The organism is Candidatus Omnitrophota bacterium, from assembly GCA_026387175.1.
Taxonomy (GTDB): domain Bacteria; phylum Omnitrophota; class Gorgyraeia; order 2-01-FULL-45-10; family 2-01-FULL-45-10; genus CAIMPC01.
The window spans coordinates 144,575-159,960 of sequence record JAPLME010000011.1 but is presented as its reverse complement, the minus strand read 5'-3'; the positions used below and the strand labels follow the sequence as shown (position 1 = coordinate 159,960).

Genomic DNA, 15,386 nt, shown 5'->3' with positions numbered 1-15,386 from the left:
AGTCTTAATTCACCCTCCCTTTTTCTACGTTTATCTAATCTTACCCTATTTTCAAAGCTAGGATATTATAGAGGTTTGCCCTCTCTTTTTCAAGGATTTATTTAAATTATATTATCCTTAAACTGCATATCGTAAAGCCGCTTGTAAAGGCCGCCTTTTTTAATTAATTCATCGTGCGCGCCAAACTCTATGATTCGGCCACTATCCATTACATAGATAGTGCTAGCATGCTTTATTGTGCTAAGCCTATGAGCCACAACAAATACCGTTCTTCCGGACATCATCCTGTCTATCGCTTCCTGCACCAGCATCTCGCTCTCCGTATCAAGCTGCGATGTGGCCTCATCAAGTATAAGTATCGGAGGGTCTTTAAATACGGCTCTGGCTATAGCCAGCCTCTGCTTTTCTCCCCCCGATAGCCTGAAACCTCTTTCGCCGACTACCGTGCTGTAGCCCTGAGGCATCTTCATTATGAAATTGTGCGCATTGGCTATCTTTGCGGCCTTCGTGATCTCTTCTATATTATCGCTTCCTGAGCCATAGGATATGTTAGCGGCTACTGTATCATTAAATAATATCGTCTCCTGCGTCACTATACCTATCTGCCCCATAAGGGATTTAACCGCGCAATCGCGTACATCTATGCCGTCTATCAGGATCCGGCCTCCGGTAACATCGTAAAAACGGGGGAGGAGGTTCAATATGGTGGTCTTCCCCACTCCGCTGGGGCCCACAAATGCCGCGACATTGCCCACAGGGACATTGAAACTTATGCCCTTAAGGACATCTTTATCGTCATATTTGAAACGGACATCCTTAAACTCGACGCCCTTGTTGATCCTGGGCAGTTTTACCGCGCCAGCCTTCTCCTGGACGGATGGTTCAGTGTCCAGAACATCGAATATCCTGTCGGCGGCAGCCATGGCCTGCTGGTTTATGGTATATACGTTGGTCAGGCGCTTCATCGGCCGCATTAAAGATAACATGGCCGCGAGAAACGTTACAAATGCGCCTGCCGAAAGAGCGCCGGAGACTATCTGTTTGCCTGCCATTAACATGATTATCGCTATGCATAGTATCCCGACGAATTCGGTAATGGGGCTCACCACCGTCATCCTCTTTACGGACTTCATCGAAAGCTTGTAGAAAGTCTGATTCTGGTTCTCGAATTTTTTAGCTTCGTAATCCTCCATAGAGAAGGCCTTGACGACCCTGATGCCGGATATGGTTTCATGCAGGGTGGTCGTTATGTCGGCTATCTTTTCCTGAGACTGCCTCGAAATAGACTTAAGGCGCTTCCCGATCTTAACTACGGGGTAAATCACAAGCGCGAATAACAAAAGGCTTATCCAGATCAACGTCCATGGAATGGAAAAATATACCTTTATGGCCAGAAGCATCACGGTGTATATAACAAGCTGTATAGGCTGATAGATCAGGTCCGTAAGCCCCGTCGAGATCGAATCTCTTACGATGGCCGAATCATTGGTGATACGCGCCATCAGCTTCCCAGTAGAATTCCTGGAGTAGAAATCCATAGAAAGGGTAAGTATCTTTTTATATATGATGTTCTTTATGTCCCTTATCACACGCTGGGCTACGTCGTTCATCAGGTATGTCTGGCAAAATTCGAAGAAACTCTTAAGGAGCCACAGGATCACTATAATAATGGTCATACTGCTCAAAAGCTGTGAGGCGCTCATCGAGTTCACTTTATCGATGAGGGTTTGCAGGAGCCCGGGTATAGGCACCCCTCCCGGTATGGATATCTTCTTGCCCGATATGACGTTATCCACAAGAGGTATTATCATGCCTATGGAAACACCGCTTAAGGCAGATGTGGCCACCATGCACACCCCTGCCGCGGCAAGCACCCAGGCATGCGGAAAGACGAATCTTATTAATCTGCGGTATTTATCCATATATTATCTATTTTCACGGTATATTATCACAGCGTTTTTGCCTTGTCGAGGGAAATCGCTTGATACGTATTTTGCTACATGTTATAATTATATTTCTATGGAGACGATAAGGGTGGGTGTGGTGGGGGTCGGGCATCTGGGCTCCATACATGCCAAGATGTACTCAAGTCTGGATAGCGTAAAACTGGCGGGGGTCTGCGACTGCAATATAGAGCGGGCTCTTGAGGTCGGAAAACGCTTTAAGGTCGCCAGTTACTCCGATTATGAGGAATTATTCGATAAAGTGGACGCCGCCAGCATAGCCGTTCCCACAAGCCTCCATTATAATGTGGCCAAGGATTTCCTGCGGCACGGCATACACGTATTGATAGAAAAACCTATCACCAAAACACTCTCTGAGGCGGACGAACTCATAGAGATAGCCGAACAGAATAAGCTTATCCTGCAGGTGGGACATATAGAGCGTTTTAACTCCGCAGTGCTCGCGCTAGAGCCGTACATAAACAGGCCCAAGTTCATAGAGTGCCAGAGGCTGGGGCCCTTTCACTCAAGGGTAAAAGACGTCGGCGTCGTGCTGGACCTCATGATACACGATATAGATATAGTCCTTGGCCTGATACAGCAGGATGTCGTAAGTATAGAGGCTGTCGGGCTTTCCACGATATCGAATTTCGAGGATGTGGCGAACGTCCGGCTGATGTTCCAGGACGGCACTATCGCGGATATCACCGCGAGCCGCGTAACAAAGGACGTGGTCCGGAAGATGCGCATATTCCAGGAAGAGTCCTACCTCTCCCTCGACTATGTCACTCAGGACGTGATGTTATTCGAGAAGACCGGCGAGAAGATAGTGCAGAAGAAGATAAAGATCAGAAAGAAGAATCCCCTCAAGAAAGAGTTGAAATCCTTCATCGATCGCGTCCATACCGGAAAACGGCCCATAGTATCGGGCGTCGAAGGAAGACGTGCGCTCGCGGTAGCGTTAGAGATAATAAAGAAGATAACTCCGGTCAAACAATAATGGCCAATAAAAAGATCCTCATAGTCGCCGGCGAACCTTCCGGGGACCTCCATGCCTCGAATCTCGTAAAAGACCTTAAGTCCCTCGATCCCACACTGCAATTTTATGGCATCGGAGGAGAGCTTTCGAAGAAGGCCGGTGTCGACATAGTATTCGACATAACCAAGCTCGCGCTCATCGGCGTGATCGAGGTGCTAAAACACATATTCGTCGTAAAGAAAGCGCACGATGTATTGATCGCCAGATGCAACCGTGACCGGCCTGACATCGCCATCCTCGTCGACTATCCAGGGTTTAATCTCAGGTTAGCAAAAGAGCTGGCTGAAAAAGGAATCCCGGTGGTTTACTACATAAGTCCTCAGGTCTGGGCGTGGGGCCGGAAGAGGGTCTACGCTATAAAAAAATATGTCAAAAAGATGCTGGTCTTCTTTAAGTTCGAGGAAGATCTGTATAAACAATACGGTATCGACGCGAAATTCGTAGGACACCCTCTCGTGGACGTAGTAAAGGTCACAGCATCCAAAGACGAGGTATACAAAAAATATTCACTTTCGAAGGATAAGAAGACGATCGCCCTATTACCGGGCTCAAGGGAACTCGAGATAAAGATCCTGCTGCCGATAATAGCCAGGGCCGCTCGGCTCATGAGCGGCAAAATGGACGATGTGCAATTTATAATATCGAAACATCCGCACCTGGACCTTTCGATCTACGAGACCGCCTTGAAAGGCACATCGTTCGATCACAGATTCGTCGAGGGCGACACGCATAATATCGTGGGAGCCGCTGACTTTGCCGTCGTAGCCTCAGGCACAGCTACGCTTGAGACGGGAATGCTCGGGACGCCCTTAATAGTCGTGTACAAAACCGCCTTCATAACGTCTCTCTTCTACTATAGCGTAGTCGATATCCATTTTCTCGGCCTCGTCAATATAGTAGCCGGAAAAGAGGTGGCGCCGGAGCTCCTGCAATACTGCGTGACGCCGGAAAATATCGCCGACAAGGTCATCGGGGCGCTATCCGACCCTGCCGGACTTGCCAGCACACGTAAAGAGCTCGCCGCGGTGAAGTCGTCCCTCGGCCCCGGCGGAGCAAGCATGCGCGCCGCCAAAGCCATCCTGCTGCTACTGGGTTAACGAATATTCAAAATTCCAGAGAGACTCCGGATTTGATCCATCTGCCCGGCATCGGAATACCGGATTGTTCGGTATAGTCCACGCCGAATAAATTAGAAACCTCTATATAGGCGTTAAATGATACTTTCCCTTTACGAACTATCTCTTTCGATATCTTCGTGTCCACAACGATAAAATCCGGTACACCCACCCTCTTCTTATAATTCAATATCCAGGAATTCTTAAATCCCGATGCTTCCAGCTCCACGCCGGCCGAGAGATGCTCTTTCAGGTAATCGAGCGCGTATTTGGAAAGATAATCATGTTTCGCGAATATATCGAGCATAGTATTTGTTACATACACTTTTTTAACCGGAATGCCTTCATAAATCTTCTCCGGAAGCACAGAGAAAGAGAGCTCCAGGCCATTGGCTTTCGCGGTGCCAATGTTGGTTGCCTGCCATGGATCATTCGTAGAAAACCGTATCCAGTCTATAGTGTTAAAAGAGTCTCTATGGAAATATGCGGCATCGATGGAATATGCCTCGTAATTAAATTCCGCGCCCGTCTCATACGACCAGGAGCTCTCTGAGGATAGAGACGATCTGCCTCTATTGGCCGCGTCATTGTAATATAGGTCGGTAAATGTGGGTATCCGGTACGCTCGGCCTATGGAGCCGCGCAGCGTAACGTGTTCAAGCATTTTATAATTCGCGCTTATGGTCGGCGAGGCCTCCCACCCAAAATCACCGTAATAGTCCTCCCTGAATCCGACATTCAGATGCAGGTTTTCTGTGAGGTGCGGGGCGATCTCCATATAGAATCCGTCTTTGGTGCGGCTATGTGTCTCGAGGTTTGTCGAATCTATGGTGTCGCGCGATAATTCATAACCCCATGATACATCAGAGAACGCGTTTTCGAGCGAGAAGTTCAATTCTCCGCCGTAGCTATAAGTGGTGCTGTAGTTCGTCTGCCATCCGGTGCGGTTCTGGTCGAGCACAAATTTATCCCCGTGCCTTCGCAGGAAGAGCTTGGGCTCTATACTTAAAGCCCCGGCCTCGGTTTTACCTTCGATCTTGAAGAACCTGGTATCGGTGCGCTCGTATTCATTAGGAAAGAGATTCGAATAGAAACTGTCGGCTCCGAAATCCTTATTCAGATAACCGAAGAGAAAATTATACACTCCTATGCCGGTCTCGACCAGCGTGCTGTTTGTAAGAGACAATATGTCGAACTGGGTCTGCGGCATATATCCCGTGGACCGGCTCTGTTCAAAAGAAAAGCGGTTCTTAACAGGACCCACCGGTGTCGTAACCGAAAGACCGCCGTTGAAATAGTCATTAGAACCGCCCTCCGCGTACACCGTTACTTTTTTTTCATCCGTGGGTTTTTTGGTTATGACGTTTATGGCGCCGCCAAACGCGTTTGCGCCGTATAGACTGGAGGCGGGGCCCTTCAATATCTCTATCGTATCCACATCCATCATCGTAATTGGAATATCCATGCTGAAATGGCCGGTCTGCGGGTCGTTCACATTTATGCCGTCTATCAACACGATATTCTGCTCGAACGTGGCTCCCCTGATATTAACATCAGCTTGCACATTCTCAGGCCCCCTGCGCCTGATATCGATGCCGCCAATCTCTCCGATTAGATCAGGTATGGCGTTATCATAAACCGAACTCTCAAGGGCCTCCTGGTCCAGTATCGTTAGAGATCTCGAATTTTCGCTTAAAGTGGTAGCCAGGCGGGAAGGCGTAACGACTATCTTTTCCAGTTTCTGCGTCTCCTCGGCGGCGCATGCTGTAACGGATATGAAGAATATTATAAGAACGCGGCAGATTATTCGCAGCATGATTAGCATAATAACAGAGGGGCGGGCTATTGTCAACCGCTTAATAACTAGTGGTTTACAATATTATGTTAAAAATAGGGACTGTCCCTATTTTTTAATTACGCTGACGTGTAGGCCTTTTTAGCCAGTTCGTATAGTTTCCTAAGCTGTCCAGCATCAAGTTTGGTAGCTTTAGGCAGAATATAGATTATTCTATTCTTTATCATGTCTTGCAATTCGCCTGGGCTTTTTGACTCACCTGATATCGCATCATAGAAATTCTTGATGGCAGTTAAATCGGCATTAAGATATGCCATCATATTCAAGGTTATAGCTTCGAATACGGGCAGATAATCACCTTCTCTTAATAAATCATCTATTGCCGAAATCCATGCCCTGCCTTCTCCTTCTATAAGGTAGTATAATTTATTCTCTACGCTGGCTTTTTTAGCACAAATGAACGCATTATTGAGTTTTAGCTTTCCTTCTTTATTAAGATCGTTTACCATAGCCGTAAGATCTTTTGCGCTTGATCTTTTTACCATAAGATTAGGAAAGAGGGGTTTTTCGCTAGCATCTTTCATGTCTCGAATCTCATCGATAGCATGATATATCGGCATGATTTGCGCCTTTTGTGATTCTCCTATGTCGTTTTCAATCCCTATGAAAAAGAGCTGATCGGGATGATCGGCTAATATTTTGGTAAGATTAAATTCAAACTCTTTGGCGCGGACAGGCAGATCTTCGGAAATTCGAACAAAACTATCGGCAGCTTCTATATGCTTCTCATCTATGCCTTCTTTGGCTGATAATACCGCTGGATTTACTTTTTGCGGCTTTAACAGCTTGATCACTGTTAAGGCGCCCTGCTCCATATCCACAGCTTGCAATTCAAATATTTTTTTATCGAAAATAATCTTTTGGAGAATATCTTTTACCATATTCCAGTCTTCGGACTTATATTCATATGAGGGAAGTTGACAGCCTCTCGCCTTATAATATTTCTCGAGGCGGGTGTAAAATTGGCTGTATAAACTCTCTGGTGATGCGCGTGACAAATCTATCTTTTCAAAATCTTCCAGTGACTCTTTCCATGTCATAGGCATATGACAGAATACGGCACCGCCACTTTTTAAAACTCTGTGAAATTCTTTTAAATTTCGAAGAAAAAGCAAAAAAGCTCTTATCTCATCGGGATATTTGTCATCTTTTTCATTACGCCCGAAGGGGGGATCAGCGATAATTTTATCGACAGAGGAATCCGGCAATGCCATATAGGCGGAATCCTGTTTTAAAATAGTAATATCTCTTAAAATAGGCCTTAATGTTTGGGGTAAAAAATCAAATAAATGTTTTACTCCTTCAAGGTTTTTATTTATCGCGTAGGTTTTTTCCCCTTCTTCAGGCGTTCCATATTTTATGTCCGCGGCGATAATGGTTTTGGGCGCCATTTCCAAACTCAGGAAGCTAAGGATACCGCCAGAGCCACTGAAAGCATCCAGAATAACATCCCCCTTCTGTAAATTCGCGGCTCTTAATATATAATATATACTACTGTTATTTGTGACGTAAAGTACGGAATCCTCATCTTTTTCAATAATTATTTCATTTTGTTTTTTCACATACCAGTATCTGGGCCGGGAAAGGGCGCCATTGAATAACACGATCCTCGCAATTGCCTGAGCAAGAGCCGCTTTACTAGCATCCAAACGTTGCTTCGATTCATCTTCCACGCCTTGATGACTTGCTGCGCTCTTTCCGGCCAGTAGGTCGCTATAGAGTCGAAGTGCGTCAAGATACCCCCGCTTGCTTAAGTTATATTGCTTTCTATAAATATCGAATATCTTGCTGGATTGCATCTGTCCACCGGCTATTTTTTCGTCTTCTGTTCGCAGATGCGAAAGCATTGTCTTTAATAGCAAGCGCTGTTGTAACATTGCACCTATTTCTCCTGCACGTTCTTCCGACAAAACAGGGAAGAGCTTTCTTTCCATCGCGTCAAAATCTATTTCGAAATCACCTTTTTCTTTAACATCGTTATATGACACTGTCGATGTTGTTTCGGAATAATTAACTGGGAAAGGACCCGGTAATTCAAAAGGTTCGGAAGACAAACGGTCATATCGTTCATCGTCTGTCCAAAAATGTTTCGCGTAAATTTCCTCAAGCATTATCAAGGACTTCTCAGCAGCCGGCATTTTCCCATACTTTGTCCCCAGCTCATTTAAAATATCCATCGAATCATGTTTTAATTCTTTTCCCGACCATTCATCGATATCCCGAAAAAACAAAAGCGCAGCCTTAAGACGGGTTAATCTAAAAATACTGTCGCCCGGCATTTGCTTCGGGTTCGCGTATAAGAATTGATATTCCATAAAATTCAGAAAAGCAAGGTATGCCAATTCTTCCTGCCCATCGGCTATATGTTTCTTCATTTCCGCGATAGCCCCGCCGAGCATGGCCGAATATTCTATTACGGTTCGCAAGCTTACTTGCCAATCTAATTCGGCGGCCGCCTTACTGCCCGCAACTTGTTGGTCTAAATGATTTAATGCTCTCTCTTTTAACAGCGAATCCGGTTTTAATATTTTCGAAACTGTCTGTCCGTCTTTATCAAGATCGAATCTGTTATCCCTCCCTAATCTTTGGGCCGCATATGCCTTGTCCTGGGCGCGCCTGATCGCTTCCTGGCGCGCATGTTCTACATAAATACCCTCGACAAAGTCATCTTCTTCGATTCGCGCCGTTTGCACGAGCGGTATCATTACCATCTCGTAAGGGCTCGTATAGCTTCCGCCTGAACTAAGTGTCGATTGCTTAAAATGCTGCCGGTACCATTCCTTACCGGCCTCCCTGAAACAATCGACGTTAACAATGGCAAACCAGCCTGCTTCTAATCCGAGAGATGAGTAACCCTCTTCGGTCGGCGAACTTTCAGCGATCCATATTTTTGATTTTGACTTTAAATAACCCTGCTCCCGCCAAAGCCCTCCCTTGATTCTCCCCCTGACTACGTCAGGCATTTCAGAAATTCGCGCTATTTCGAATATTTCATTATTGGGCAGATAAACCTGATACTTTAGCGCTAAATTCAAAATAGTAAACATTTTCGGCGTAACAGATGGCCATTGGCTCTCAGATATGTGGGAATCAAAATTTGGATATATTTGCCGCGCTAATTCAATAATTGGCCTTACATCCGCCTTACCATCTCTTGCCATCACTTTTACTATTTCGATTGTCTTGTTTTTTAGAGAAGCTGATTTTAATTTAATTTCAGCTTGCTCCGGCGATATATTCTTTGCGGATTCCGCAAGCTTCATCAGTTCCTGTCTGAACGGCGCCACAGCGGGAGCGTCAGAAAGCACTATCTTAATATCTCTTAAGCTTGTTTCCGGGTTCTCTGCCAGGAATTCCCTGATTCCAGCGTACATCGATCTTGCCGATGTATTAAAATCCATTCGTAACGCACCCGCGCCAAGAGCAGGAAATGTTATTGATTGAACTTTTCTTTTACTGGCTTCTATCAGGGCATTCTTAGTCGAAGCTCTGATACTTTCTTCGGTCGGATAACTCCATGGCCGGCCACTATGGATTATAGCGCTGATAACATATTTCCATCCGGCTGCAGTCTGTATATTTCCAAGAGGGGCCGCATACACATCCCCTACTCTAAAGGCGCTCTTTCCTGTCACAGCTTCTGGTGATGGGAACACTTCACCTTCGTTCTCATACCCTATGACTCTACTAATTGCGCCGGTAACACCTATCCCGACATTCATGATATTATTAATTCCCGGAACAACCGCTTCAGCAGGCACTTGCGTGATATCGCCTTGAAGGATACCGATGGTTGCGCTGCCAATTCTTATTTGACCCGCGGATATTTTGTTTAATGCTTGACCCGCTCCAATTGCAGGCATTTCACTGACTTTCTCATTTATAAATTCCCGCAAATCTTTCTTTAGAGCAAACACCTCATCCTTCCCAAATATATCAGACTGAATCTCATTATATACAGCCCTGTGGTCGTCTCTTTCGGTTATTATGCCTTTTTCGGGAACGCATTCATGAAATATATATTGGGCGATTAAACGCGCGGCGAGGCCTACATCTGGAAAATGTTTTTCTTCAACCCATTCCATAAAATCAAGCGATAAACCACAATACTCCTGAAAATTAAATCCCAGCAAATAATCTTCGGGACCCATAATATCAGCGTTATATAAATAGAGTCTTTGTGAAAGCCTATTCCGCAAATCGATTAAATTATCCAGAGCCCCTTCGAATCTTTTCCGATGTATGTCGCGGACCTGGGCTTTATCTTCAACGCATCTATCTATGGCCAGCTGTATCCTTTTATATATTATTTTCTCAATAGCCGTACGTTCCACCATGCCATCCGGTGCCGGAAAAACTATTCTAGGCGGTAATGCCCCTTCCGCTAATTTCAATAACGGGATACCGTTTCCGATAGCTCCCGGCTTAGCTGTTCCGGCAACAGCTTTTTTGACATCGGCGCTTCTTGCAGGATCTATATCACCTGATACAACTGGGGCAGCAAGCGTATTATTGGAAGAATTTGACGAGATTTGACCAGCAGAAACCTGACCTGTAATAAAGGTTGCGGCCAAAACAATGGATACTAATCTGATAGATATGGAAGATCTTGTCATAATTTTACAGTATTTATGCTCCTGATATTGGATTAAGTTAGTTTAATAGAAATGTATTAATATTATTGTATATTATAAGATGATTATGTCAAAACAAATTATCTTACTTTTTTATACCCTAATTTTTAAGGGTCCTTCTCCGATTGGTAGAGGACCCGGTCCTTATTTTATTATTTTATCTGGTTTTGATAGGAGATGCGCAGGAGATTTGTCACATGCCCGGGGATACCCGCACCGATCGGTTTACGGTCGATCTTCGTGACAGGCAGGACCTCGGCAAGTGAATTAGTGAGGAATATTTCGTCCGAATTCATTAACTCTTTAGGTGAGAGGCTCTTCTCTATAACTCTAAAGCCCAGTTTCTTTGCAATTTTTATTATAACGGCCCTTGTGACGCCGGGCAGCGCTCCATCCGTGATAAGCGGGGTCACGATGGCATTCCTTTTAACGATAAAGATATTGCTCGTCACGGCCTCTACTATGCGGCCTTTCGTATTAAGGATGATCGCTTCTTCGCATCCGCTCTTCTTTGCCTCGAATCGCGCCATGATATAGTTCAGATAATTAAGGCTCTTTACGCCGGCTAACGGCGAAAGGTCGTTCTGTCTCGTGCTTACAATGTGTGCGCTTATACCTTTCTCGAACATCCAATCCGGGTAGCGGTCGAATTCTTTCGCTATAATGACCACGCTTGGCTTAAACACATCCTTATGCTCTACGCCGAATCTACCTTCTCCCCTGGTTATTGTAAGGCGGATATAGGCGTTCTTAAGATTATTGACGCCGAGCAGTCTGTATATCTCTTTCTTCAGATAACTATTCGAATAAGGAGACTTTATCCCTGTTGTCTTCAGGCTTCGCGCGAGCCTGCCGAGATGCTCATCTATCTTGGAGACTACGCCGGCGTAACTGCGCATCGACTCGAATACGCCGTCGCCGTACATAAAGCCTCTGTCGAATATCGAAACTCGCGCTTTATCCATGTCGAATAGTTTTTTATTTATCCAGACTTTTTTCATACGAAGACTGGCTCCCTATTTTTCGATCCCGCATTAAGCGCCTGCATGAGCCCCGCAGCCTTATGAAGCGTCTCTTCATATTCTTCCTCGGGCTCAGAATCGGCCACGATGCCACCGCCCACCTGAAAATAGACGTCTTTACCCTTTACTATGAAGGTCCTTATCACTATCGACGTATCCATATTCCCGTCGAAACCTATATATCCGATAGCGCCGGTGTAGGCAAACCTTCTCACACTTTCCAGCTCATCTATTATCTCCATCGAGCGTATCTTCGGCGCGCCTGTTATAGAGCCTCCCGGAAATGTAGCAGCCAAACAATCGACGGCATCCATGTTTTGTTTGAGAGTGCCCGCCACCGTAGATACCATATGGAAGACATTGGCATACTTTTCGATTATCATGGATTCCGCAGGATGAACCGAACCGTATTTACATACTCTTCCCAGGTCGTTACGCTCCAGGTCCACTATCATTATGTGCTCGGCCATATCCTTAGGGCTATTCTTTAATTCTATCTCCAGCGCTTTGTCGCTTGCGGCGGATCGCCCGCGCGGCCTCGTTCCCTTTATAGGACGGGCCTCAATATAATCTCCCCGCTTTAATAAAAACCTCTCAGGTGATGAGCTAAGAAACTTTACATCACCAAAATTTAAGTACGCCCCGAACGGCGCCGGACTGCAGGCCCTGAGCCTCACATATAGATCGAACGGATCTCCGAAGAGCTCTGCCTGAAACCTCTGGGAAATATTGACCTGATATATATCTCCCTTCCTGATATATTCTTTTGCCTTCCTGACAGCCTCGATATACGACTGTTTTGAAAAATTGGATCTCAAGTTTCGATATGTTGCGCTACCGGCGGGGGGGCATACCATATCTTTTAAATTTACTGAAGGCCTTTTTGATATGCCGAGATTTGAGGCATAACAACGCTTCTTCAGATTATCATATATTATTATGGAATCGTAAAAACCGAGAATGCAGTCGGGCAGCTTAAGATCGTCTTTCGCTGTGCCGGGTAGATCCTCTATAAAGCTCTTCAGGTCGTAAGAGAAATATCCGACGGCGCCCCCGATAAACGGGAGCTCTTTCGAATAATTGACGGCCTTATATTTTTTCAATAGCTTCTTCAGGACCAGAAATGGATTTGCCTTCAGCTCTTCTGTCCGGCCATCGTGCTCTAAAATTACATAATCGCCTTTAGATTTTAATACCAGAAACGGATCGCATCCGATGAATGAGAAGCGGCCGAGTTTTTTGGGATCGCACGTGCTGTCCAGGAAAAAGCTATATGGACGGCGCCTTATCGATCTGAATATATCGAGCGGTTCCGACGGGTCAGGTATCTCTTCTATAACGCGTTTCGGTATGGCATGCGGCATATCAGGTTAAGGTTTCTAAAATAACGCCCGTCAGTGCTTCGAGCCCCTTAAGCACCTCTTCGCTCAACGGGATCCCTAAAGACGTATTTTTGGGCTGAACGGATATTATGAAGATATTAAGGTCTTCCCTGCCCATCTTCAGAAGGTCTATGAAGAGCCTGGGAGACGGGCTGTGAGTGGAGAAACTGATATTCACGATATTATCTACGTCGAGAACTCTGGAGGCGCCCGGCTCGAGAGACATATCAGCGGCATCCACGAGTATAAGCGTGTCGCACAGGCTCTTAAGCATCGGGAATATATAGTTCTCAGGCGCCGTACCGCAATCGAAGAGGCCCGCGTTGACGTTGCGGGCCTTTAATAATTCGATGAGCTTCGGGCCCAGCCCGTCATCGCCGCGCATTATATTGCCTATGCCGGCTATCGTGACCCTGCCCTTTATCCGGTTATTTAGTTCCGCTTTTAGATCGTGGAGTTCGGGTTTACTATCGTTCAATGGTCGTTACCCTTCTGCATTTTGAGCAGAGGATCTTGATCCTGTCGGATCTTAAGACATATTCTTTAGCACCTTGAGCGACATCTTCGGCAAATCCCATCCCTTTAAGGGACGATATGAATAGAGTGGGGTTCGAGAACGCGAGCGGGCCGAGTTTTTTGGCGATCCAGGCCAGGTGGGCCTTAGCGGTAATGACATCGCCGCATATTTCACATAACGCCAGCTCTTTTTCATCGGTAGCCGAGATCATCGAGGCGCGGTCGAAACCCGCAAGATCGAACTCGGTGGTATGCTTTATACCGGGTGGGACATCCTCACGCGTGGTGCAAAGAGCGCTGCACTGGCCGCAGTAATGGCACTCGTCCAGATGCAGCATCATCTTCCTTGTAGCCTTATTTTTAGTAACGACATCCCGGAATTCGATTGCCCTCACCGGACATACGGCGGCGCAGGCGGTGCAGGCTATGCAGCCTTCATTCGAATATTCCGGCTTTCCGCGAAATCTCTTCGCGGGGTGATGCGGCTCCGAAGGATAATCGGAGGTGTAGGGCCCTTTCACAAGCGCGATGATCGCCTCTTTCAATTCCCTCAGCTTAGGATACTTCATATATTACCGCCTTAGAATAATTTAACGATTGCCGAAGCGTGCCGCGCCAGGTTACCGGTGAAATCCAGCATGTCGAAATACATGTTGGCCGCTATCGGCGTGCATATACCCCTTACAAGACGTTCCATATGTTCTTCCCTGTAGCGCTGGACAAGCGCCTTGACCTGGAATCCATTATCCACCACGCGGTCCTTTAATTCCTCGCTCCTGCCTTTCAAAAAGGTGCGCATCATATCGGCGGACTTTTTCATAACGCCATATGTCTCATTGAACTGCGCCACGCCCAGGTCGCTAAAAAGGAGGTGCTCGGCGTTCTTTATCTCGATCCTCTCCACCAGGTTCGCGGCCTCATCGCCCATCCTCTCAAGCGTCTCGGTAACCTGCTCCAAAATAACGAGCTCTTTCTTCTCTTTATCGGATTTGGCTGACTTCGAAAGATCGAGCACATTCTGGGTGAGGGACTTCTCCATCTCATTGAGCTCCCTCTCCCGCTCCATCGCGCCGGTCAGAAATTCGGTCTTATGCTCCATAAATCCCTTCTCCACAAACTCCAGCATCTGATAAGCCTTATCCGCCATAACTATGACCTGTTCGCGTATCTCTTCTTTATTCATAGTCACCTCACCCGATTTTATCCATATCCTTACCGTACTCGTCAACGACCGTACCCGCCCAGGGTTTCACGCCGGAGCGGTATGCCGCTCTCGCAAGCGCATGGGCAGAGACCGGAGCGGTAAGTATTATGAATATGAGACAGAGCAGCGCTTTTATGCCGGTGGCGGAAAGCCCTTTAAAGCATACCAGCCCTAAGAGTATACCGCACGTACCGAGAGTAATACACTTGGTCGCGGCCTGAAGGCGATTATAGACATCAGGAAAGCGTATCAGCCCCAGGCATCCGAAAAAATCGAATATAAGCCCGACAACGATCAATATAATGCCTGCTGTATTATTCATCGAAATCTTTTCCTTCCAGGTATTTGGATAGGGCCATTATACCGATAAAACTCTGAAGCGCCCACGCTATGCCTATATCCAGATACCAATCCCTCCCGGTAGCGATGCTTAATAGCGCGCAAAATCCCACGATCAGAATGCCCAGTATATCTATCGCCACGACCCTGTCCGGAGCCGTCGGGCCCCGCATAACCCTGTATAAGCACAGGCTTGCGGAAACCAGTAGCCATAAAAACGCGCGGCCCAGGAATCCCGACTGCCACCTGAGGCTCGATCCGATCGGACAGAAGAGTATGACGGCCGTAACTATGATAATGGCTATCAGCCCCGCAAAGTAGTGAAGCCTCTTCATAA

Annotated in this window: 12 protein-coding genes; 2 read left to right on the top strand and 10 right to left on the bottom strand. The window is 46.4% G+C overall.

What is annotated here, in order from left to right:
• Nucleotides 1–101 precede the first annotated feature (101 nt).
• Entirely contained in the window at nt 102–1,922 is a 1,821-nt protein-coding gene (locus NTY76_07035; protein MCX5678845.1) for an ABC transporter ATP-binding protein, read from the bottom strand.
• A gap of 97 nt (nt 1,923–2,019) precedes the next feature.
• Between NTY76_07035 and NTY76_07030 the strand changes: the two genes are divergently transcribed.
• Both NTY76_07030 and lpxB read left to right on the top strand, forming a co-directional pair.
• The gene (locus tag NTY76_07030) at nt 2,020–2,943 is read left to right on the top strand and encodes a Gfo/Idh/MocA family oxidoreductase (GenBank protein MCX5678844.1); all 924 of its coding nucleotides are present in this window, start codon (nt 2,020–2,022) and stop codon (nt 2,941–2,943) included.
• Nucleotides 2,943–4,079 (top strand): lipid-A-disaccharide synthase, encoded by a 1,137-nt coding sequence (gene lpxB, locus NTY76_07025; protein ID MCX5678843.1) that lies wholly within the window; start codon nt 2,943–2,945, stop codon nt 4,077–4,079. Before NTY76_07030 ends, lpxB begins: the two co-directional genes overlap by 1 nt.
• Before the next feature lie 7 nt (nt 4,080–4,086).
• On the opposite strand, the gene NTY76_07020 is transcribed toward lpxB, so the two are convergent.
• The 9 genes from NTY76_07020 to NTY76_06980 form a co-directional block, all read right to left on the bottom strand.
• Nucleotides 4,087–5,913: a TonB-dependent receptor gene (locus NTY76_07020; GenBank protein MCX5678842.1), complete on the bottom strand. Its 1,827-nt coding sequence runs from the start codon at nt 5,911–5,913 to the stop codon at nt 4,087–4,089.
• A gap of 98 nt (nt 5,914–6,011) precedes the next feature.
• Nucleotides 6,012–10,568, bottom strand: a complete 4,557-nt coding sequence (locus NTY76_07015) for a macro domain-containing protein (GenBank protein MCX5678841.1) — start codon at nt 10,566–10,568, stop codon at nt 6,012–6,014.
• A 170-nt stretch (nt 10,569–10,738) separates the two neighbouring features.
• Entirely contained in the window at nt 10,739–11,587 is an 849-nt protein-coding gene (pabC, locus tag NTY76_07010; protein ID MCX5678840.1) for an aminodeoxychorismate lyase, read from the bottom strand.
• The gene (pabB, locus tag NTY76_07005; GenBank protein ID MCX5678839.1) at nt 11,584–12,972 is read right to left on the bottom strand and encodes an aminodeoxychorismate synthase component I; all 1,389 of its coding nucleotides are present in this window, start codon (nt 12,970–12,972) and stop codon (nt 11,584–11,586) included. The genes pabC and pabB overlap by 4 nt, the downstream gene beginning before the upstream one ends.
• Before the next feature lies 1 nt (nt 12,973).
• Nucleotides 12,974–13,468: a hydrogenase maturation protease gene (locus tag NTY76_07000; GenBank protein MCX5678838.1), complete on the bottom strand. Its 495-nt coding sequence runs from the start codon at nt 13,466–13,468 to the stop codon at nt 12,974–12,976.
• Nucleotides 13,458–14,075: a 4Fe-4S dicluster domain-containing protein gene (locus NTY76_06995; GenBank protein ID MCX5678837.1), complete on the bottom strand. Its 618-nt coding sequence runs from the start codon at nt 14,073–14,075 to the stop codon at nt 13,458–13,460. The genes NTY76_07000 and NTY76_06995 overlap by 11 nt, the downstream gene beginning before the upstream one ends.
• Before the next feature lie 11 nt (nt 14,076–14,086).
• Nucleotides 14,087–14,689, bottom strand: coding sequence for a hypothetical protein (locus tag NTY76_06990; protein ID MCX5678836.1), 603 nt, complete (start codon nt 14,687–14,689; stop codon nt 14,087–14,089).
• A 7-nt stretch (nt 14,690–14,696) separates the two neighbouring features.
• Nucleotides 14,697–15,032 carry a monovalent cation/H(+) antiporter subunit G gene (gene mnhG / locus NTY76_06985; protein ID MCX5678835.1) on the bottom strand — a complete coding sequence of 112 codons (336 nt, stop codon included), beginning with the start codon at nt 15,030–15,032 and terminating at the stop codon, nt 14,697–14,699.
• Nucleotides 15,025–15,384 carry a cation:proton antiporter gene (locus NTY76_06980; GenBank protein MCX5678834.1) on the bottom strand — a complete coding sequence of 120 codons (360 nt, stop codon included), beginning with the start codon at nt 15,382–15,384 and terminating at the stop codon, nt 15,025–15,027. Before NTY76_06980 ends, mnhG begins: the two co-directional genes overlap by 8 nt.
• Nucleotides 15,385–15,386 lie beyond the last annotated feature (2 nt).

Bases quoted from the DNA above. Each gene is read 5' to 3' on its own strand.
- NTY76_07035 (MCX5678845.1), bottom strand. From the start codon at position 1,922: ATGGATAAATACCGCAGATTAATAAGATTCGTCTTTCCGCATGCCTGG.
- NTY76_07030 (MCX5678844.1), top strand. From the start codon at position 2,020: ATGGAGACGATAAGGGTGGGTGTGGTGGGGGTCGGGCATCTGGGCTCC.
- lpxB (MCX5678843.1), top strand. From the start codon at position 2,943: ATGGCCAATAAAAAGATCCTCATAGTCGCCGGCGAACCTTCCGGGGAC.
- NTY76_07020 (MCX5678842.1), bottom strand. From the start codon at position 5,913: ATGCTGCGAATAATCTGCCGCGTTCTTATAATATTCTTCATATCCGTT.
- NTY76_07015 (MCX5678841.1), bottom strand. From the start codon at position 10,568: ATGACAAGATCTTCCATATCTATCAGATTAGTATCCATTGTTTTGGCC.
- pabC (MCX5678840.1), bottom strand. From the start codon at position 11,587: ATGAAAAAAGTCTGGATAAATAAAAAACTATTCGACATGGATAAAGCG.
- pabB (MCX5678839.1), bottom strand. From the start codon at position 12,972: ATGCCGCATGCCATACCGAAACGCGTTATAGAAGAGATACCTGACCCG.
- NTY76_06995 (MCX5678837.1), bottom strand. From the start codon at position 14,075: ATGAAGTATCCTAAGCTGAGGGAATTGAAAGAGGCGATCATCGCGCTT.
- NTY76_06990 (MCX5678836.1), bottom strand. From the start codon at position 14,689: ATGAATAAAGAAGAGATACGCGAACAGGTCATAGTTATGGCGGATAAG.
- mnhG (MCX5678835.1), bottom strand. From the start codon at position 15,032: ATGAATAATACAGCAGGCATTATATTGATCGTTGTCGGGCTTATATTC.
- NTY76_06980 (MCX5678834.1), bottom strand. From the start codon at position 15,384: ATGAAGAGGCTTCACTACTTTGCGGGGCTGATAGCCATTATCATAGTT.